Genomic DNA, 19,721 nt, shown 5'->3' with positions numbered 1-19,721 from the left:
TAGCATCCCCTGCCGCTACCTACTGCAATCCGATGCTAGACCGCTCGATCTTGGAAAAAAACCAGTTACGTCTGTATCTAGTCGCTGTCGCTATGGGTCTGCTGCTAGGCAACCTGCTACCTGGCATAAAAACCTGGTTGGAGATCCTGCTGTGGCCCATGTTGGGTTTGCTTCTTTACGCGACCTTTGTTCAGGTGCCATTACTGCACCTGCGCCAAGCCCTGGCTGATCGCCGCTTTATGGCAGCGGTGCTGGTAGGTAACTTCCTGTTCTTACCACTGGCAGCATGGGTCTTGATCCAGTGGCTGCCGGACAATCCCGCCCTACGTCTGGGGGTATTGCTGGTGCTGCTAGTACCCTGCACCGACTGGTTCATTACCTTTACGCATCTAGGGGGTGGCAGTACCAGCCGTGCCATCTCAATCACCCCGGTTAATCTGCTTGCTCAGCTACTGCTGCTACCCGTTTATTTATGGCTGATGCTACCTGACAGCAGTCTGCAAGTGACCATCGACGCGCAGCTGTTAAACGCTGCGCTAGGGCTGCTGGGTGTGCCCATGTTGATGTCGGCGATAACCCAGCGGTGGATGCAGGCAGTGCCCGCCCGCGCCCGCGTGGGAGACGGCCTGGCCTGGTTACCGGTACCGCTCCTGGCGCTGGTATTAATGATGGCCTGTGCCGCAAACGGTCAGGTGCTGGAAGAGTCCGGCGCCCTTTTGCTGACCGCACTACCTGTGTTTATCCTGTTTCTACTGATTGCCGGGTTTCTTGCTCATGGACTGTCACGCGTTTTCAAGCTCAATACCCAGGCTGGACGCACTTTGGCTTTCAGTTTCGGCACGCGCAACTCCTTCGTAATGCTACCCTTGGTTCTGGCTCTGCCTGCCGGTTGGGAGATAGCTGTCGCGGTAGTGGTCTTCCAGTCTTTGGTGGAATTGACCGGGATGCTGGCCTATTTATGGTGGGTACCCCGCCAGTTATTTCGCTGACCCATGGTAGCAACACGCTTGTAGCAAGGCGGAACACAATTGCCTCTTTCAGATTTGAACCTGCACTCGGAGCATAACAATGACGTACGCATCATCGTTTTCCTGCCATAAGCTGATCTGCGCACTCGCCACTCTTTGTCTCGGCATCGCTGCCAGCCTACCCATCAGCCAGGCCGTTGCGGCTCCCGTGGGCAAACAGAATACTCAAGTGCCCGGCTACTACCGTATGGCTGTGGGCGACTTCGAAGTCACCGCACTGTACGACGGCTTTATTGACCTGGATCCGGCGCTACTGAAAAGCATCGACGCCGAAGACATGCAAAGCCTCTTGGCAAAAATGTTCGTCGAGTCTGAGCGTGGCATCCAGACCGCTGTTAACGCATACCTGGTCAATACCGGCAGCAATCTGATTCTGGTTGATGTGGGCGCCGCCCAGTGCTTCGGACCGACCCTGGGGGTAATAAAAACCAACCTGGAGGCCTCGGGCTATAGCGTTGAACAGGTGGACACCGTATTGCTCACCCATTTGCACGCCGATCATGCCTGCGGTTTGCGCAACGCCGACGGCACGGCCACCTACCCCAACGCTACCGTGCACGTCCCGCGTGCCGAGGCGCAGTTCTGGCTTAGCGAAGAAGTAGCAGCCAGCATGCCCGAAGCCATGCAACCGTTTTTTCAAATGGCGCAAGCGTCGGTCGAACCTTATGTGGCGAAAAAGCGCTTGCAACAATATGGCCGCGATGCCGAATTGATGCCAGGCCTCAGCACCATACCCACAGGCGGTCACACGCCAGGTCATAGTGCCTACATGTTCCGCTCGGAAGGCCAGAGCCTGATGGTCTGGGGCGATCTGGTACATAGTCATGCCGTACAGTTCGCGCGCCCCGAGGTGACTATCGAGTTCGACGTGGATAGCGCCAAGGCGCTGCAAACCCGCAAACGCGTGTTCAACGACGCGGCGGACGACAGCTTCTGGGTCGCGGGCGCACACCTGCCCTTCCCCGGCTTGGGCCACGTACGCCGTGAAGGCGAGGCCTTTGCCTGGGTACCGGTCGAGTTCGGCCCATTGCGCAGCGACCGTTGAGCCGCGCGCCCCGGTCGCTCATGCACTTGTTCATCAGGATGCGCACTTATGGATATTGAGATCATTGAAATACGTGATCACCTGAGCCGCTTTCCGCCGTTCGAGGGCTTGCCGGAAGACGTCCTAAGCGAGGTAGCACGCCAGATTGAGATCAGCTATTTCAAGGCGGGTACTGACATTCTGCTGTTCGACCAGGATATTCGGTTCCTGCATTACCTGCGCAGCGGTGCGGTGGATGTGTTCCGTCGCAATGGCGAGCTGTATAACCGGCTGACCGAAGGCGATATTTTTGGTCACTTCGGTCTGCTGCGCAATCACAAGGTGCGCTTTCCAGCACGGGCAATCGAAGACAGTCTGGTTTATTTTATTCCCTCCAGCCTATTTGACCGTCTGTGCGAGGAGCATGAAACCTTTGCCGACTTTGTCGAGGCCGAGGGCCAGTCGCGCCTGAAGACGGCGGTGGACAGCCAAAGCAAGGCCGGCGAGCTGATGCAGATCAAAGTGCGCAAGCTGATCAGCAGGCTGCCGATTATGGTGCCGGCGCATACGTCGGTCAAAGAGGCTGCGTGCGTGATGACCGCAGAGAACGTCTCATCGCTGGTTATCGTCGATAGCATGGCTGCCGTGGACGGTACCGGCACACTGCCCGCTGCAGGCCCCGGAGCCGGCATCATGGTCGGCATCGTCACCGACCGCGATTTCCGTACCCGGGTGGTGGCCGAGGGTCTGGCACCCGACACACCGATCAGTCAGGTCATGTCGCCCAATCCGATTACCGTGCAGGCCGAAGACTCGGTGTTCGACACCATGCTGTGCATGCTGCGCAACAATATCCATCACCTGCCGGTGATTCAGCGCAAAAGGCCGATTGGCCTGATCAACCTGACCGATATCATCCGCTTTGAATCGCAGAGCAGCCTGTATCTGGTCAGCAATATTTTCAATAAGCAGGACGTCGCCGGCTTGCAGAGCTTGCTACCGGATATTCGCGCGACCTTTGTGCGCATGGCCAACGATGAAGCCACCGCGCATATGATCGGCAGCACCATGGCCGGTATCGGCAGAGGCTTCAGCCAGCGTTTGCTGGAGCTGGCCGAGGCGGAGCTGGGCCCGCCGCCAGTGCCCTACTGTTACCTCGCGCTCGGATCCATGGCACGCGATGAGCAACTGGTAGTGACCGATCAGGACAACGCGCTGATTCTGGATGACAGCTTTGATCCCGAACTGCACGACGCGTATTTTCTCAAGTTGGCAACCTTCGTCAGCGATGGGCTGGCGGCCTGCGGTTACACCTACTGCAAGGGCGGCATCATGGCCACCAACCCGAAATGGCGTCAGCCGCTGAAGGTATGGAAACAGTACTTCACCCAGTGGATAGACCGACCCAACCCTGAAACCTTGCTCAACAGCTCGATTTTCTTTGATCTGGACAGCGTCTATGGCGAAGCCGACCTGGCCGAAACGCTGAAGGATCTGCTCGCATCCAAAGCCAGCACCAGTGAGCCGTTCCTGGCGGCCCTGGCACGCAACGCGCTCAATCGTACGCCGCCACTGGGCTTTTTTCGGACCTTTGTGATGGAACAGGATGGCGAGCACAAGAACATCATCAACCTCAAGGGCCGCGGCACAGCGCCCCTAACCGATCTGATCCGGGTACACAGCCTGGCTTGCGGCTCCAAGGCGCAAAATTCCTTCGAGCGACTAGACGCCGTGGCCACCACGCGGCTGATGCCGCCGGAAGCAATTACTCGGCTGCGCTATGCCCTGGAATTCCTGTCGATGGTGCGTATCCGCCATCAGGCGCGGGAGATCGAACAGGGCCGCGAACCCAATAATTATATTCAGCCTGAAACCATCCCTGCAGCGGATCGACATAACCTCAAGGAAGCCTTTCAGGTCCTCAGCAACGCACAGAAATTCCTGCGCTACCGTTATCCTTCGCTGCAGTCCATGCGCACTCTATGAGCAAAGCAGCCGCCCTCGCTAACAGCCCTGACTGGCAGAGCATTTTCAATAACCTGGCCAATACCGCGAAGGATGAGCGCCTGGTGCGCTTTTATCAGGCCGGCGCCGTTGCCGCTGACACGCCCTTGAGCGACGTCGAGCTGATCGCCATGGATATCGAGACCACTGGCCTGGACCCTGATCGCAACGCTATCGTCAGTATTGGTCTGGCGCCTTTCAGCCTTGATCGCATTCGCTGCGCGCAAACCAGCTACCACGTGGTCAAACCGATTGCCGAACTGACCAGCAAATCGGTCACCCTGCACCGCATCACTCACAGCGAAATCAGCGAAGCTCCGGGGCTGGACGAGCTGTTAGGTACCTTGTTGGAAAGCTTGGCAGGCAAAGTGGTGGTGGTGCATTACCGCAATATCGAGCGCGGCTTTCTCAGTGAAGCGGTGCGCTACTTTATCGGCGAGCAGCTGCATTTTCCGGTGATTGATACCATGGAGCTGGAAGCGCGGCTGTACCGCGGTGCGAACCAGCCGGGCTGGTTTGCCCGGCTGCGCGGTATTAAACCGACTTCCATCCGCCTGGCTGACAGCCGCCTGCGCTACGGCCTACCGCACTATCAGGCGCATCATGCCTTGGTCGATGCGCTGGCTACCGCCGAGCTGCTGCAAGCGCAAGTTGCCACTCACTACCATCCCGCCATTGCCATTCGCGATCTGTGGAACTGAGTCAGTAAAACCGAAAAAAGGCGCGACCCTCACAGGTCGCGCCTTTTGTTGCAGCTCTAAATCAAAGGTTAACGGGGCTCGGACATCAACCCTTTAACAATCGAGATACAGCCGACCAGCAACACCAGGGTAAACGGTAAACCGGTCGATACCGCCATGGCCTGCAATGCCACCAGACCGCCACCGAGCAGCAGCGCAATAGCAATCACGCCTTCGATGATCACCCAGAACACCCGCTGTGGTACCGGGGCATTGACCTTGCCCCCAGCCGTGATGGTATCGATCACCAGCGAGCCGGAATCCGACGAGGTGATAAAGAACACGATCACCAGAATGATACCGATGAACGAGGTGATTTCCGCCAAAGGCAGCTCACCAAGCATGGCAAACAGCTGCAACTCCAACGCCGCATCCTGCACTCCGGTAAATCCGTCGTTGACGAACTGACCGATGCCGGTACCGCCAAAGGCGGTCATCCACAACACTGAGACCAGCGAAGGCACCAGCAGAACCGCAATCAGAAACTCGCGTACGGTACGGCCACGGCTGACGCGGGCGATAAACATGCCGACGAAGGGTGACCAGCTGATCCACCAAGCCCAATAAAACGCGGTCCAGCCCTGGCTGAAGTTGGCATCTTCACGGCCAATCGGGTTGGACAGCGCCGGCAGATGCTGGAGGTAGGACCCCAGATTGGTAAAGAAGCCGGTGAGGATCGCCAGCGTTGGGCCGACAACAATGACGAAGCCCAGCAACAGGATCGCCAGAACCATGTTCAGTTGCGACAGCCGCTTAACGCCCTTATCCAACCCGGCCAGCACAGACATCAAGGCAATCGCCGTGATGCCGATAATCAGCAGCACCTTGGACATGTCCGTAGCGGCAATGCCAAACAGATAGTCGATGCCGCCTGCGGCTTGTTCCGCGCCAATACCCAGGGAGGTAGCCAGACCAAACAGGGTGGCAAACACCGCAAGAATATCGATCACATGCCCGGGCCAGCCCCAGACCCGCTCTCCCAGAATCGGATAAAAGATCGACCGTATGCTCAGCGGCAGACCCTTATTGAAGGAAAACAGCGCCAGCGCCAGCGCCACAATCGCGTAAATGGCCCAAGGGTGCAGACCCCAATGGAAAATCGTCGCGGCCATCCCCAAACTGGCAGCGGCTTGTGCATCACCGGCAGCGCCAGCCAACGGCGCCCAGTCAGTACGCAAACCCTCTTCGCCTACAGCCACACCGCCCATGGACGCGGAAAAATGCGACATCGGCTCGGAGACGCCGTAGAACATCAGGCCAATACCCATACCGGCGGCAAACAGCATACTGAACCAGCCCATATAGGAGTGATCCGGTTTGGCGTCCATACCACCCAGGCGCACTTTGCCCAGTGGCGAGACGATGAGCACCAGGCAGAGAATCACGAAAATATTGGCAGCGCCCAGAAAGAACCAGGCCAGATTACCAGTCAGCCAATCACGGATGGCGCTGAAAATCGGCTCCACGTCATTCTGTAGTGCCAGCGTGAGAATCACGAACGCAATAATGGTCAACGCCGAAATGCTGAACACCTTACCGTGGATATCCAGCGCAAAGGAAAACTGCCCTTTGATATTATCCTGGCCAATGACGTAATCGGTATCGATCAGCGTTGATTCGCCCGAAGGTGCCGGGATGGCATCCAGGGGGGGATTTTCCGGCTCAATGCCGGTATTTGAAGAGGGATCTTTATCCATCGCGGTTCTTGCTCCTGAGTGAAGGCAGGCGGTTGCCCAGATGCCAGAACAGGACAAGTAAACGGGTCTTGGCCAGCCTGGTGCGCAACTCAACCATGCTTGACGGAGAACCGGTACACGCTACCGATCAACAGCCATTCAGCGACATTCGTCACCAATAAGCCCCCATGATAGCGATTTCGGGAACATTATGGAAACGCAGCTGTCTTCCGCGGGATTGATTACTCGGCTGACTGTAAAATGGCCAGCGCTTGCCGAGCTGAATAACCGTAGCTTTTTATCAACGCTTTCAGTTCATCATTGAACGCCAGTTCCCGCTGCAGACCGGCGTCCTGCTTCATGTTTTCCAGTTGGGCCAGCTGCTGCGCAAGTTTACGCTCTGCGGCCCGAAACTCCGCTAAATTGGTCATTTAATGCCTTCAAGGGTCAAAAGAAATAACGCCTGTAATAATACCTCAAAAATGCCAAACGTTAGACGGCGGCTTTGGCACAGGTTAGCCTGCCGACTATGTCGATAATCTTACCTCCATCCCGTCTCATCGCTCTGACCCGCTGGGCGGGCATAAGTTTGTTGGTATTGCTGAGCGCTTGCAGCGGCAGCGATCCGGCGACCGCCGTGCGCACCCTTCAACCGGTAGCGGAACGTCAGGCGGAACAAATGATGATCTCCGCGGCGCACCCGTTAGCGGTGGAAGCCGGACTGGATATATTGCGTCAAGGTGGCCATGCAGTAGATGCCGCCATCGCGGTGCAAATGGTACTCGGGCTGATCGAATCACCCGAGACCGGCATCGGCGGCGGTGGGTTTCTGCTTCTGCATCAAGCGGGAAGCGCACAGCCGGTAGTTTACGATGGCCGCGAAACCGCACCCGCTGCCGCCAACCCCGACCGTTTCCAGTTTCTTGGCACCTCATTGCCGCTGGCGCTGGCTATTCCCAGCGGCTCGTCGGTCGGCGTGCCTGGGCTGGTCTCGATGTTGGCCCTGGCCCACCAGGAACACGGCCGCCTACCCTGGGCGACGCTGCTGGCTCCAGCCATCGCGCTGGCCGAGTCGGGCCTGCCGATGCCACCCCGTTTACAGCGACAGATAGAGGCCGATTGGTCACTGCGCCTGTTCGCGGATACTCGCCAGTATTACCGGCGCCAGGCCGGCGTCGAGCCGCCCGTATTACGCAACCCGGCGCTAGCCAGGACCTTGCAGCAGCTTGCGGATCAGGGCCCCCAGGCTTTCTACCGAGGCCCCATCGCACAACAGTTTGTCCAGCGCACCAACAATGCGCGCTGGGGAGCCGACGATATGCGCCTGGAAGATCTGGCTAGCTATACCGCACTGAAGCGCGATGCGGTCTGCGCGCCCTACCGCGAATGGACGTTGTGCGGCGCGCCACCGCCCTCCTCCGGCGGCATTAGCGTATTGCAGATCATGGGCATGCTTGAACACTTCGACCTGAGTGCGTTGGCGCCTGGTAGTCCGGCCAGCCTGCATCTAATTACCGAAGCCAGCCGCCTGGCGTTTGCCGATCGCAACGCTTATATCGGCGATCCGGATTTTGTCCGGATACCCGTCGATGGGTTACTCGATGCCCAATACCTGCGCCAGCGCGCCATGCTGATCAAGCCCGACCAGGCGCTGACTCAGGTGCATCCCGGCGAACCCGGCAAACGCGTGGAGCGACGCGATATCGAGCTGGCGCCTGATGCGGATGAGCGCGGCACCTCGCACTTCAGTATCGTCGATGCACAAGGGAACCTGTTGGCGCTGACCAGCTCGAATGAGGCGCCCTTCGGGAGCCGAATGCTCAGCCAGGGGTTCGTGTTGAATAACCAATTGACCGACTTCAGCTTCGATCCGCAGTTGGGCGATCTCGCTCACCCCAACGCCGTGGCTGGCGGCAAACGCCCGCGCAGTTCAATGGCTCCGATTATAGTTCTGGATGCCGATGGAGAGCCTAGACTGGTTATTGGTTCGCGCGGCGGCAGCCGGATCATCGGTTATGTCGTTAAAGCCCTGGTCGGCGTACTGGATTGGAATATGGATGTGCAGCAAGCCATCGCGCTGCCCAATCACCTGGACCGCGGCCTGGGACTGGAAATGGAAGCCGGCACGGCGCTGGAGCAGCAGGTATCCGCACTTCAAGCGCTGGGCCATGAGGTGAGCCTCGTGTCGATGACCAGCGGTTTGCACGGTATCGAACGAGTTGATGGGCAATGGCGCGGTGGTGCTGATCCGCGACTGGATGGCGTAGCCTTGGGTGAGTGACCCTGGCCCCTGAGGGCCGGATAGGTTACATGCCATTACCTGTCACCAATACGCCCTTGCCCTCGTGTTAGAGTAGCTTGGCATCTTTGAAGGAGCGAGGCATGACCCAGAACCCGTTTCCAATGCCGCCGCGGCAGAAAACCCAGAAGGGTGAGCTGCGCCGCGTAGGCGTAGAACTGGAAATGAATGGCCTGACCCTGGACGCCCTGGCCCAGTTGGCCGCGCAGTTTCTCGGCTGCGAGGTTGAACAGACCAGTCGCTACGAACGCACCCTCACTGGCGATGCTGCAGGCCCCTGGATCGTCGAGCTGGACTTCCGGTTATTGAAAAAACTGGGCCGGGAGAAACGTCAGAAGGATGATTTAGGCGATGACCTGAAAACCTCTGCCGAAGAAGTGCTCAAGTGGCTGACTGATAATCTGGTCCCACACGAGCTGGTTAGCCCGCCGCTGCCTTTGAACCGCCTGCATGAGGTCGACGCGCTAATCGCGCACCTGCGCAACGCTGGCGCCAAGGGTACCGGTGATCGCATGACCAATGCCTTTGGTATGCAGTTCAACCCGGAGGTGCCAGACACCGAAGCCGAGACCATCTGCGCCTATCTGAAAGCCTTCATATGTCTGTATGACTGGCTGTTGCAACGCGCCAATATCAATATGACGCGGCGACTGACCAGTTATGTCGACCCGTTTCCCAGCGTGTATGTGAGGCAAGTAATCAACCAGGCGTACTGGCCTGAGATGCCCCAGCTGATTAGCGACTATCTGCGAGACAATCCGACCCGTAACCGGGCGCTGGACATGCTGCCCCTGTTCAAGCATATCGACGAGGCCCGGGTGCTGTCGGTCACCGGCGACGCGCTGATCAAATCGCGGCCGACCTTTCATTACCGTTTGCCCGATTGCCTGATCGATCAACCCGGCTGGGGTTTGCACCTGGCATGGGCCGATTGGCTAGAGGTGGAACGTTTGGCCGGAGATGCCCCACGCCTGGCCGCCTGTTGCGATGCCTATCGCCAGCATCTGGATAGTGGCCTGAGTCGTCTACTGACCGATTGGGCAGAACAGGTCGACAAGAACTGGCTCGGCGCTCAGGCATGACGCGGCGGATTGTGGTTGCTGTGACTGGGCCTCGCCGCGGTGCTTTCGGGCCACGTTTCCTGGTCGGCTGTGCACTGCGCTGGTACGGTGCTCAAGCCCTGCAGGTCAGGCCCGGCGATGACTTGAGCCAACTGCAATATGATGCCGTGGTGGTGACCGGCGGGCATGACATCGACCCGGTGATCTATGCGGCCGAGCCAGAAGTCCATCCTAAGTACGACGCTGAACGCGATGCTCTGGAATTGGCCGTGATCGACGATGCGCTGGCGCGCAATCTGCCGCTGCTGGGCATATGCCGCGGTGCGCAGCTACTCAACGCACGGCGTGGCGGCAACCTGTTTCAGGAACTGAAGTCACACCGCAAGATGACCTCCAATCGCTGGACCATACTGCCGCTGAAAACCCTCAATGTTGAGCCGAGCAGCCGCCTATGGCGACTGTTGATGTCCGACAACTGCCGGATCAACAGCCTGCACAACCAGGCGATAGACAAGGTTGGCGAAGGGCTAATCGTCAGCGGCCGCGATCTGGACGGTATCGTTCAGGCAGTGGAAGATCCGCGCAAGCCGTTCCTGCTTGGCGTGCAATGGCACCCGGAATTCCTGTTGTTTTACCGCCGCCAGCGCCTGTTGTTCCAGGCGCTGATTCAGGCGGTCAGAAGCGCCGCTGAGTAATCAGAATGCCAGGCCACTGACCCGCTTTACCCGCGTCTGTACCGCCTGCTCGAATACCCCGTCGCGGCTTTCCAGCAAGCTGAAATGCGCGCTGGCGCGGGTGATGGCGGTGTACACCAGTTCTTTGGTCAGCACCGGGTTACCCGTTTCGGGTAGTACCAGAGCCACGTGTTCGAACTCGGAGCCCTGGGATTTGTGCACCGTCATCGCAAATACCGATTCGACTTCCGGCAAGCGGCTGGGTAATACAAACCGGATACCGCCGCTACCATCATTACGCGGGAACGCCACGCGCAGCGCTTCCTTTTCCGGCTCGCCGGGTTGCAAAGCCGGCTCGCGAATACGCAGGGCGATACCGATATCCCCGTTCATCAGGCCCAGCGCATAATCATTGCGGGTGACCAGCACCGGGCGGCCTTCGTACCAGCCCTGATCACTGCGCAGCAGACCGCGACGTTGCAACAACGCCGCCACTCGCTGATTGACTGCCTCCACACCCCAGTCGCCGCGGCGCACTGCGCACAATAGCTGGAAGCGATCAAACGCTTGGAGCACCTTGCGCGCCCAGCTTTCCCAGACCGGATCTGCGCCGCTGACGTCCTGCTCCGGACGCATATCCTGCAACACCTGCAAGTAGCCAGCGTATCCCGGTAGGCCCTCGTTACCACCCAGCACCAGGGTGCCGAACGCTGAATCGCCAGGTGCACTCAACCGTTGCCGGTGAATATCGCTAAAGTCGCCGCTTACCAGTAATCGCCTTGCCCCGGCGCTATCACAGCGGTTAACCGCACGAGCGAGTTCACCGATGCCGCTGTGGCTACCGAAGCGGTGGGAGTAGCGCAGCATGGCAGTCTGCTGCGCCAACGGATGCGTAACCTGCTCACCTATTTGCAACTCGGCAGCCGCCAGTGACTGACCACTGACCTGCTCCAGCCAAGCGCGGGTTTCTTCGCTATACCAGCCACCATCCGCGTACCGGCAGAGATCACCGAGCACGGCGCCGGCCTCGACCGATGCCAGTTGATCCTTGTCGCCAAGCAGCACCAGCCGTGCACTGGGCGGCAGCGCGGCCAGTACGCAGGCCATCATTTCCAGATCGATCATCGATGCCTCATCCACCACCAGCACATCCAGCGCCAGCGGATTGCCCGCATGATGGCGGAAGTGGCGGCTGTCCGGCAGGCTGCCGAGCAAACGATGCAGAGTAGTTACTTCCTTGGGGATGGCGTCACTCACGCTGGCATCCACCGGCAGCGCACCGACCTGTTTGCCAATGGATTCGGTCAGGCGCGCAGCCGCCTTGCCGGTAGGCGCCGCCAGTCGGATGCGCAATGGTTGGCCTACTGCCACTGCCGGGGTCTGCAGCAGCGCCAGCAGACGCACTACGGTAGTGGTCTTGCCGGTACCGGGCCCACCGGTAATGATGCTGAAACGACCACGCGCTGCCAGTGCGCAAGCCAGCCGCTGCCAATCCGGGTTCTGCTGGCTGCCGGCAAACAGCGCTTGCAAGCGCGCCGGCAAATCGGCCGGCACAGCCAGCGGCTGGCCAAGGCGCTGCAACAAGCTATCAACCACCTGGCGTTCATACTGCCAATAGCGGCGCAGATACAGACGCTGCCCTACCAGCACCAAAGGCCGGCTGCCGAGTTCGGGCCGCTCGCTGTCGACCACTGCGCTTGCCGCCAGTTGTTGCTGCCAGTCCGTCACGCGCCAACCCGCGAGTAATTGCGACGGCAGCAAAGCCTCCTCTATGGCTTCGCCTTCGGGCGGCAGTGACAGAGCAAAGTCCGGCTCTGCCAGGGTTGCCTGCAGATCCAGACACACATGGCCATGCCCCAATTGGTGACTGACCAGCGCCGCAGCCAGTAATACGCTGGCCGGAGAGTCGGGCACCTGTTCATGGAGAAAGCCTGCGAGCGCACGATCCAGCGTCCGCAACCAGCCATTGGCCTGCCACTGATCAAGCAGCGCCAGCAGACGCTGGCTGTCATGCAACTCTACTGCGAGGCCGGGGCCGGCGAGCAGATCCAGTTGATCACCCTGCATGGCTAGCCTCCTGGGGCTCACCGGCAAACAGCCTGTCGAGCGCCTCGATCAGCGCACGCGGCGGCCGATCGAGCCACAGCCCGCCGTTATCTGCCTCCACGCCGCGCACAAACCAATAGAGTGCACCGCCAATATGCCGGTCGTAGTCGTAGTCCGGCAAACGCGCGCGCAGCTGGCGGTGCAGCGCCAGCAGATAGAGTACGTACTGCAGATCATAGCGATGCTCCAGGATCATGCGCTGCATCGCCGCCTCGGTGTAATCCGTTAGCCCCTGGCCGAGCCAGTTGGACTTGTAATCGACCACGTAATAGCGGCCCTCATGTTCGAATACCAGATCGATAAAGCCCTTGAACAAACCATTGAGCTGATCACGCTGCAAGGCTGGACGCGGCTGCTGATCAAGGGTTGCAGCGCAGACCAGTTGGTCGATCTGCCGTACATCCACGCGGCTGGCACTGAATAGAAACTCCAGCTCGCTCTGGTACTGGCCAGGGTGCAAGTCTGCCAGCGCCAGAGTGCTGCCGGGCACCAGCCCGGGGCGCGTCAGCAGTTGCACCAGCCAGTCGCTCAGGCACTGACTCCACTCACCCCAGCCACGCCGCTGGCAGCGCGGCACCAGCCAGGTCACGCACTGCTGCGGTTCACTCAGGCTGGCAAAGCCCTCGTTGCCGGCCAGCTCAAGCAAGCCATGAATAAAGGTGCCAGGCTGCGGCCCGCGCGGGAAGCGATGAATGGTCGGCGTTTCACCGGGCCGCAGGGCGATGAAGCGCGCCTTGCGGTCATCATCGGTAATCTTCTCTGCCAGAGCGGTTTCAGCCGCCAGCGGCGTGTCACTGCTGACCGTCAACGCACTGTAGGAGCCAATCCACCAGGATTCGAAACGTGCGTGCGAAGGCACGCGTTCGCGGAGGTTCAGGACTGCATCCTGTTGTGGCTGGTAAATCTCTTCAAGCGGCTCGGGTGCGGGTTGCACAACAATGCTGCCGTCCGCCTGCTGCCAGCCCTCCAGCCAACCGATCAGAGCCGACGAAGCAGGGAGCGGCTGGCCGCCAGCCAGCAACCAGGCGATGGCGCTGTGGTGCAGTACCGACTGCTTGCTATTGCCTGACTTCAGATCCGCCAGCCCTAGCCAGCAGGCATGCCGGGCGCGAGTGAGCGCGACATACAACAATCGCAGGTCTTCGCCGAGCCGTTCCTGGTCAGCCTGCGCCAGTACCTCTTCATTGGGGTCCAGATGCAGCTGCGAGCGCTGGCCGTCATGCACGCGCACCGGCTCGCCTTTTTTCACCGGTCGGCTATGGCTGATAAAGGGCAGAAACACCAAGGGATATTCCAGGCCTTTGGATTTGTGGATGGTCACCACCTTGACCAGTTCCGCATCGCTTTCCAGCCGCAGCACCTGCTCTTCTGCACTGCCGCTGCCGGCCTGGCGAATCAGTTCGCCGAGGTGACGAATAAGCGCCTGTTCGCCATCCAGTTCCCGCGCGGCACTTTGCAGCAACTCCGCCAGGTGCAGCAGATTGGTCAGCCGCCGCTCGCCATCACGCTGGCCGAGCAGCCGCGCAGGCAGCTGGAATTGATGCAGCAGCCGATGCAACATCGGCAGCACGCCCTGGCGCTGCCATAGCCGGCGGTAATCGCGAAACTCATCGACCCGCCGCTCCCACAGGCGCTCATCTTCATTCAACTGTTCCAGTTCGGCCCAACTCAGGTTCAGAGTGGGGGCGGCCAATGCTGCGCGCAGCAAACGGTCATTGCCGGGTTCTGCGCAGGCACGCAACCAGCGCAACAGATCCTGCGCTTCCAGGGTAGTGAGTACCGAATCCTTGTCCGACAGATAAACGCTGCGCACGCCACGTTCGGCCAATGCCTGACGAATCGCCTGGGCTTCGCGCCCGGTACGCACCAGCACCGCCATATCCGCCGGTCGCACCGGCTGAATCGGCTCGCCCGGCTCGGCAAAGCCGGCCTCGCCCTGCTGACCGGCCTGCAGCAGCTCGACCATTGCAGTGGCGCAGCGCTCGGCCATCTGCCAACGATAGTCATCACCGCTGACCGGCTCGTCGCTGGGCAAATACCAGGCGGTCAGCGCGGGCGCCGGTTGACCGCCGACACTCCACACCGCGTCACGACCCTGGGCAGTGACCGACAGAAACGGCAGCGGGTTGTGCTCGCCCCGGCGGAACAGAAAGGCTCCGCGGTCAAATTGCTGTTCGGCCTGCTCAAACACGTGATTGACGGAAGTGACCATCGCAGCACTGGAACGGAAGTTGGTGTCCAGGCTCTCGTGCCGCCCTAGCGTGGCGGCGCGAGCACGCAGATAGGTGAAAATGTCCGCACCGCGGAAGGCGTAGATCGCCTGTTTCGGGTCGCCGATCAGCAGTAAGGCGGTGTCCTGATCATTGGCTTCTACCCGGTAGATTCGATCAAATATGCGATACTGCAGCGGGTCGGTATCCTGAAATTCATCGATCAGGGCGACCGGGAACTGGGTACGGATCACCTCGGCCAGGCGGTCACCGTTGGGTCCCTGCAGCGCGGCATCCAGACGCGTGAGCATGTCGTCGAAGCCCATCTGCGCACGGCGGCGCTTTTCCGCCTCGAAGCGTTGCGCAATCCAGGCCGCAGCGTGGCGCAGGGCCGCTTGTTCCGGCCCCTTGATCCGCTCCAGATCCGCTCTCAGATCGCGCATCGCGTCCAGCGCCGGGTGATCCGGCGGGCTGCCTACCTTCCATACTTCAGCAAGCCCCTCTGGTGTCAGGCGGGAAAACCCTGCGCCTATGTCCAGTACCAGCTGCTGTGGATCGCCGGCCCAGCTGCGAAGTCTGTCCAGCCAGTTGCCCAGATTGCGGCTGTTCATCTTCTGACCGTTGTAGGCCTTGGCCTCGCGGGCCTGCTCCAGCAGCAAGGTCAGCTCGTCAGCCCAATCCAGCCAGGGTGCCTTGAGCGCTGCCATTTGTTCCTCGGCCTGCTGCAGCCCGGCATCAATCAACTGCTGCAGATCCTGCTCATGCGCGTCCGCCGGTGCCTGGTCCAGCAGAATGCGCGCCTTGCCGAGCAGCAGATCCGGTTGCTGCCAGTTGTGGTCCACCCAGCCCAGTGCTGCATCCTGCAGGTGGTAACAATGCAGGCGCCAGTAATCGCGTGCGACCTCGGCGAGCAACTCGCGCTGATCGGTTTCCAGCGTCTGCACAAACAGGCTGCCACTGTCGAAGGCGTGCTCGCGCAGCATACGCTGGCACCAGCTGTGGATGGTCGACACAGCGGCTTGATCCATCCATTGCGCGGCGATCTCCAGCTTGCGCGCGCTGGCCGACCATAGATCCGGGTCGATATCTTCCCGCAGCGCGGCAATAATCGGATCCGGCTTCTCGTCCTCGCCCCGCAACGCCCTGGCCGCATCGACCAGACGCGCACGAATGCGGTCGCGCAATTCCTGGGTGGCCGCTTCGGTAAAGGTCACTACCAGAATTTCTGGCGGCAGCAATTCACGGACGAAGGCGGCGTCGCCGCCATGGCCCAGCACCAGGCGCAGGTAGAGCGCGGAGATGGTGAAGGTCTTGCCGGTACCGGCGCTGGCTTCGATCAAGCGGCTGCCGCGCAGCGGGCAGCGCAGTGCCAAGGGTAATGAATGAGCCAGAGTCTCGTCCGGGTTGTGCTGGTTGTTCATGCCTCGCCCTCACTGGCTGCGCTGATGGTGATCCATCCGCCATCCATGCCATTGACCAACGGCAGGTAGAGCGCTTCGGCCCAGCCCTGAAACTCCTCGTTGGCCAGCAGGCTGGCAAAATCCGGATAGCTGCGCTGCAAGGCCACGCTTTTACTCACCTCGCCGGTCAAAAAGCTGGAGCCGTCGTAACAGCTCGCGGCCTTAAACAACTGCTGTTCAGGCTTTTTCTCCGTCAGCAAGGCAAAGGCCGTTTCCGCCGCAACCGGCAGCGGCCGCTTCAAACCTTCCAGCCAGCCGAGCAACCAGTCATGCATGATCTGTTGCGCCTGCCCCTGCTCCAGCGGCAATAACTCCACGCTGGCGTCCGCACTGATCAACCTGCTGGTCAACAGGTGACCGCTGGCAGAAGCCAGAACATGCAGGCACAGGTCGTTGAGCAGCTTGCGCCAGCGCGGCGCCTTGCCTTTTTTATCCAGCAGGCTTCCGGTGACCAGATCCAGGCGCAGCAGGCCATGATCCTGCGCTGACTGACGTACGCCAGCCAGCCAACTGCGCAGCTCGATACCCGGCGCACTGGCGAACAGCGGCAGTGGGTGCTCGATGACCTGCGGCCAGACCGGCAACTGTTCACGGTAACGACTTAATTGATTCTCAAGCGGGCTGATCAACTGATCCCGCGTCAGCCCGCCAAACCCGGCCAGCGGCAGACTACCGCGCTGCATCAGGCGCGCCGCCTGCGTGGTCAGTTCGGCCTGCCAGTCGGCATCGGGGTCCAGATCCTGCACCTGCTCGAGCAGCCACTGGCTAAGCTGATGGCGCTGCAGACCGTTCAGCGCAAAGGGCTCATCATCCTCGGTGACGGTGTCCTGCTCGTGCAGCCAGACTTTCAACCGGGTGGCAAAGAAATGCTCGACCGGATTGCGCAGAAAGCGCTGTAACGCGGGTAGCTCAATCGCGTTTCCCAGGGTCATCGCGGGCAGCGGCGCATCGACCTGGAGCTGTAATGGCAGATCGTGTAGTGCACGCCAGTCCCCGGCATAACTGAACAGCGCCGGATCATCGCCAGTAAAATAGGCGCGGCTGAAGGGCTGCAGCGGGTGCTCGGTGGTCAGCGACGCGAGCAGATCGGCCCCATCTTCGCGGCGCCAACCGCTGGTCAGATGATCGCGTAGCTGGCCGATCAAGACAGAGGGCGGACGCTCGCTGTTATCACGAATGCTTCGGCCGACCCAGCTGATGTAAAGACTGTCGCGGGTCGAGAGCAGTGCCTCCAGCAGCAGATAACGGTCATCCTCACGCCGTGAGCGGTCGCCGGGCCGATAATCCCGGCCCATCAGATCGAAATCCAGCGGCGGCTGGGCGCGAGGGTAGTCGCCATCATTCATGCCCAGCAGACAGATGCGTTTGAACGGAATCGCGCGCATCGGCATAAGTGTGCAGACATTCACCGCGCCAGCGAGAAAGCGCTGACTCAACTGCGTCTGACCGATGCCCTCCAGCCAGGCTTCGGCTACTACGTTCAGTGGCAGCGGCTCATCCAGCGACACCGAATCACAAAGCTCCAGCCAGTTGGCGAGCCCCTCCTGCAGTTGCGCCAGCAGCAACTGGTCACGATCGCTTTCGGCGTTGAAAAAGGCTTCCAGCAAGCCACGCAAACGTTCGCCCCACACAGCCGGGCTTGCCGGCTGGGCGAGTTGCTGTTCGTATTTGTCCAGTGCCTGCAGCAAGCTGCTCAGCGGGCCGATCAGCGCGGCGTCCAGCCCGCCGACTTCATCATAGGGCTCGATATCGGCCCAGGCGCTGCCCTGCCCGGTGGCATAACCGAGCAGCATACGGCGCAGCCCGAATCGCCAGCTGTTGGCTTCAAGGCCGGCGGGCATGCCGAGACTTTCACGCCGCCGCTGATCCAGACCCCAGCGGATACCGGCGCCCTCGATCCAGCGGTGCAAAGTTGGTAAATCGCTCTCGCTCAGCCCGAAGCGCGAGCGCAGGGCCGGCACATCCAGCAGGTCGAGTACCTCACTGACGGGCAGACGGCTGTCCGGCAGACGCAGCAAGTGCTCCAGCGCAATCAGCAAGGGTTCCTGACCCCGCTGCCCCTGATCTGCCAGGGTATAAGGGATATAGCGCGCCGCGTCAGTTGAGTGCTGACCAAACACCGCCTGGATATGCGGCGCATAGGTATTCACGTCCGGAACCATAACGATGATGTCGCGTGGTTTCAGGTTCGGATCAGCGTCGAAGGCCGCCAGGAGCTGATCATGCAGAATCTCTACTTCGCGCTGCGGGCTGTGGGCGATATGAAAGCGGATCGACTCATCCCCACGACCCAACAGCGCCGGCCAACGCGCACGGCTTTCCGCCAGCGGGCTGAGCTCCAGAATATCGCGCTGCAATTGTTCCAGTAAGGTTGCGCCGCCCGGCTCCTCGAACAGATCGACGCGGCCGCCGTTGATCGAAGCAAAGCGTGCTTCGTAAGCGCCGCGCTCGTCGTGCTGATCCAGCAGGTTGATATAGTCGCGGCCCTGCTTGCCCCAGGCCGCCAGCAACGGATGTGCGTGTTGATGAACAATCTGCTCATCCAGGGTGGCGGGCATCCCGGGACGGCGCTGCTGACGCTTGTATTGATGCCGCAGCAGATCCTGGTCGGCGACGATATCGCCCCAGTGGTACTGGCAGGGATTGAGCACACCAAGCAGCACCTGACTGAAGCGCCCGATCACGGCGAGCGCCTCCAGCGTCTGGGCCGGCAGCGAGGAAATGCCGAAGACGATGACCCGGCGTGGCAACCCTAGCGGGCGCTCCGCCACCTGCAACAGATGCTCGACAAAGCGCGGATGGATACCGGCACGGCTATCGCTCAGGCGCTCCGCGCCAACGTCTTGCAATACCGCGCGCCAGAGCGCCGGCTGCCACAGCTCCTCCACTCCCAACGGTTGATGACCCTGCCGCGCCAGGCCGATGCGATCACGGCCTTCGGCCCAATCATTCAACCAGTCTGCGCGGTAAACCTGATACTGATCGAAGAGATCGGCCAGGCGCTCGGCCAGTTGATAGCGTTTGCGGCAATCGACATCGTCTTCCAGAAAGCGCTTGAGCGGGGCAAAGGCGGGTTGTTCCAACAGCATCGGCAACAGGCGCATCAGCCGCCAGGTGAGTGGCTGTTTATCCAGCGGCGAAGTTTCCGGCACTGCTTCTCGGCCCAATACGCCGCGATAACTATCCCAGAGAAAACGTGCCGGCAGTTGCACATCCAGCGCTGCAGCAATACCGCTGCCGCCGTGTTGCGCATCGGCCGCCAGCGCCATCTGCAGCCATTGGGCGATGCCATTGCTCTGCACCAGGATGACTTCATTTTCCAGTGGCGCCAGCGGGTGCGCGCGCATCCAGTCCACTACCAGCTCGCGCAGACTTTCCAGACGATTACCGTGAATAATCATCAGGCCGGGATTGAGGTCGTCAGCGTCCTGCATCATTG

12 protein-coding genes are annotated in these 19,721 nt (G+C 60.5%); 7 read left to right on the top strand and 5 right to left on the bottom strand.

All coding sequences use genetic code 11. The annotated features are described in order from the left end of the window. The first annotated feature begins 50 nt into the window (after nucleotides 1–50). The 4 genes from EAO82_RS04180 to EAO82_RS04165 all read left to right on the top strand — a co-directional run bounded on the left by EAO82_RS04180 (nucleotide 51) and on the right by EAO82_RS04165 (nucleotide 4,757). A complete protein-coding gene (locus EAO82_RS04180) occupies nucleotides 51–989 on the top strand; it encodes an arsenic resistance protein (RefSeq protein WP_231703277.1) in 939 nt (312 codons plus the stop codon). A 79-nt stretch (nucleotides 990–1,068) separates the two neighbouring features. Further along, nucleotides 1,069–2,073 (top strand): MBL fold metallo-hydrolase, encoded by a 1,005-nt coding sequence (locus EAO82_RS04175; RefSeq protein WP_096345968.1) that lies wholly within the window; start codon nucleotides 1,069–1,071, stop codon nucleotides 2,071–2,073. Between the two features lie 48 nt (nucleotides 2,074–2,121). After that, a complete protein-coding gene (locus tag EAO82_RS04170) occupies nucleotides 2,122–4,038 on the top strand; it encodes a DUF294 nucleotidyltransferase-like domain-containing protein (protein ID WP_096345967.1) in 1,917 nt (638 codons plus the stop codon). Then, nucleotides 4,035–4,757, top strand: a complete 723-nt coding sequence (locus EAO82_RS04165; RefSeq protein ID WP_096345966.1) for a 3'-5' exonuclease — start codon at nucleotides 4,035–4,037, stop codon at nucleotides 4,755–4,757. The genes EAO82_RS04170 and EAO82_RS04165 overlap by 4 nt, the downstream gene beginning before the upstream one ends. Before the next feature lie 68 nt (nucleotides 4,758–4,825). On the opposite strand, the gene EAO82_RS04160 is transcribed toward EAO82_RS04165, so the two are convergent. Together EAO82_RS04160 and EAO82_RS04155 are read right to left on the bottom strand one after the other, a co-directional pair. Then, the gene (locus EAO82_RS04160; protein WP_096345965.1) at nucleotides 4,826–6,493 is read right to left on the bottom strand and encodes a BCCT family transporter; all 1,668 of its coding nucleotides are present in this window, start codon (nucleotides 6,491–6,493) and stop codon (nucleotides 4,826–4,828) included. A gap of 221 nt (nucleotides 6,494–6,714) precedes the next feature. Next, nucleotides 6,715–6,903 (bottom strand): hypothetical protein, encoded by a 189-nt coding sequence (locus EAO82_RS04155; RefSeq protein ID WP_096345964.1) that lies wholly within the window; start codon nucleotides 6,901–6,903, stop codon nucleotides 6,715–6,717. Between the two features lie 206 nt (nucleotides 6,904–7,109). On the opposite strand from EAO82_RS04155, the gene ggt reads away from it, so the two are divergent. The 3 genes from ggt (at nucleotide 7,110) to EAO82_RS04140 (ending at nucleotide 10,527) form a co-directional block, all read left to right on the top strand. Further along, nucleotides 7,110–8,753, top strand: a complete 1,644-nt coding sequence (gene ggt, locus EAO82_RS04150) for a gamma-glutamyltransferase (protein ID WP_174958701.1) — start codon at nucleotides 7,110–7,112, stop codon at nucleotides 8,751–8,753. 101 nt (nucleotides 8,754–8,854) lie between these two features. Continuing rightward, nucleotides 8,855–9,853, top strand: coding sequence for an amidoligase family protein (locus EAO82_RS04145; RefSeq protein ID WP_218838579.1), 999 nt, complete (start codon nucleotides 8,855–8,857; stop codon nucleotides 9,851–9,853). Beyond that, entirely contained in the window at nucleotides 9,850–10,527 is a 678-nt protein-coding gene (locus tag EAO82_RS04140) for a gamma-glutamyl-gamma-aminobutyrate hydrolase family protein (RefSeq protein WP_096345962.1), read from the top strand. The genes EAO82_RS04145 and EAO82_RS04140 overlap by 4 nt, the downstream gene beginning before the upstream one ends. Here the strand turns inward: EAO82_RS04140 and recD are convergent, their stop codons facing one another. The 3 genes from recD to recC are packed head-to-tail and all read right to left on the bottom strand — an operon-like array spanning nucleotide 10,528 to nucleotide 19,716. Then, on the bottom strand, nucleotides 10,528–12,573 hold the full coding sequence (recD, locus tag EAO82_RS04135) for an exodeoxyribonuclease V subunit alpha (protein ID WP_096345961.1): 2,046 nt from the start codon (nucleotides 12,571–12,573) through the stop codon (nucleotides 10,528–10,530). After that, entirely contained in the window at nucleotides 12,563–16,243 is a 3,681-nt protein-coding gene (gene recB, locus EAO82_RS04130) for an exodeoxyribonuclease V subunit beta (RefSeq protein ID WP_096345960.1), read from the bottom strand. Before recB ends, recD begins: the two co-directional genes overlap by 11 nt. Then, entirely contained in the window at nucleotides 16,240–19,716 is a 3,477-nt protein-coding gene (recC, locus tag EAO82_RS04125; RefSeq protein WP_096345959.1) for an exodeoxyribonuclease V subunit gamma, read from the bottom strand. The genes recB and recC overlap by 4 nt, the downstream gene beginning before the upstream one ends. Nucleotides 19,717–19,721 lie beyond the last annotated feature (5 nt).

Origin of the sequence: Halopseudomonas pelagia, from assembly GCF_009497895.1 — a bacterium.
Classification (GTDB): domain Bacteria; phylum Pseudomonadota; class Gammaproteobacteria; order Pseudomonadales; family Pseudomonadaceae; genus Halopseudomonas; species Halopseudomonas pelagia_A.
This window is presented reverse-complemented; position numbering and strand designations above follow the sequence as displayed.

Bases quoted from the DNA above. Each gene is read 5' to 3' on its own strand.
- EAO82_RS04175 (WP_096345968.1), top strand. From the start codon at position 1,069: ATGACGTACGCATCATCGTTTTCCTGCCATAAGCTGATCTGCGCACTC.
- EAO82_RS04170 (WP_096345967.1), top strand. From the start codon at position 2,122: ATGGATATTGAGATCATTGAAATACGTGATCACCTGAGCCGCTTTCCG.
- EAO82_RS04165 (WP_096345966.1), top strand. From the start codon at position 4,035: ATGAGCAAAGCAGCCGCCCTCGCTAACAGCCCTGACTGGCAGAGCATT.
- EAO82_RS04160 (WP_096345965.1), bottom strand. From the start codon at position 6,493: ATGGATAAAGATCCCTCTTCAAATACCGGCATTGAGCCGGAAAATCCC.
- EAO82_RS04155 (WP_096345964.1), bottom strand. From the start codon at position 6,903: ATGACCAATTTAGCGGAGTTTCGGGCCGCAGAGCGTAAACTTGCGCAG.
- EAO82_RS04145 (WP_218838579.1), top strand. From the start codon at position 8,855: ATGACCCAGAACCCGTTTCCAATGCCGCCGCGGCAGAAAACCCAGAAG.
- EAO82_RS04140 (WP_096345962.1), top strand. From the start codon at position 9,850: ATGACGCGGCGGATTGTGGTTGCTGTGACTGGGCCTCGCCGCGGTGCT.
- recD (WP_096345961.1), bottom strand. From the start codon at position 12,573: ATGCAGGGTGATCAACTGGATCTGCTCGCCGGCCCCGGCCTCGCAGTA.
- recB (WP_096345960.1), bottom strand. From the start codon at position 16,243: ATGAACAACCAGCACAACCCGGACGAGACTCTGGCTCATTCATTACCC.
- recC (WP_096345959.1), bottom strand. From the start codon at position 19,716: ATGCAGGACGCTGACGACCTCAATCCCGGCCTGATGATTATTCACGGT.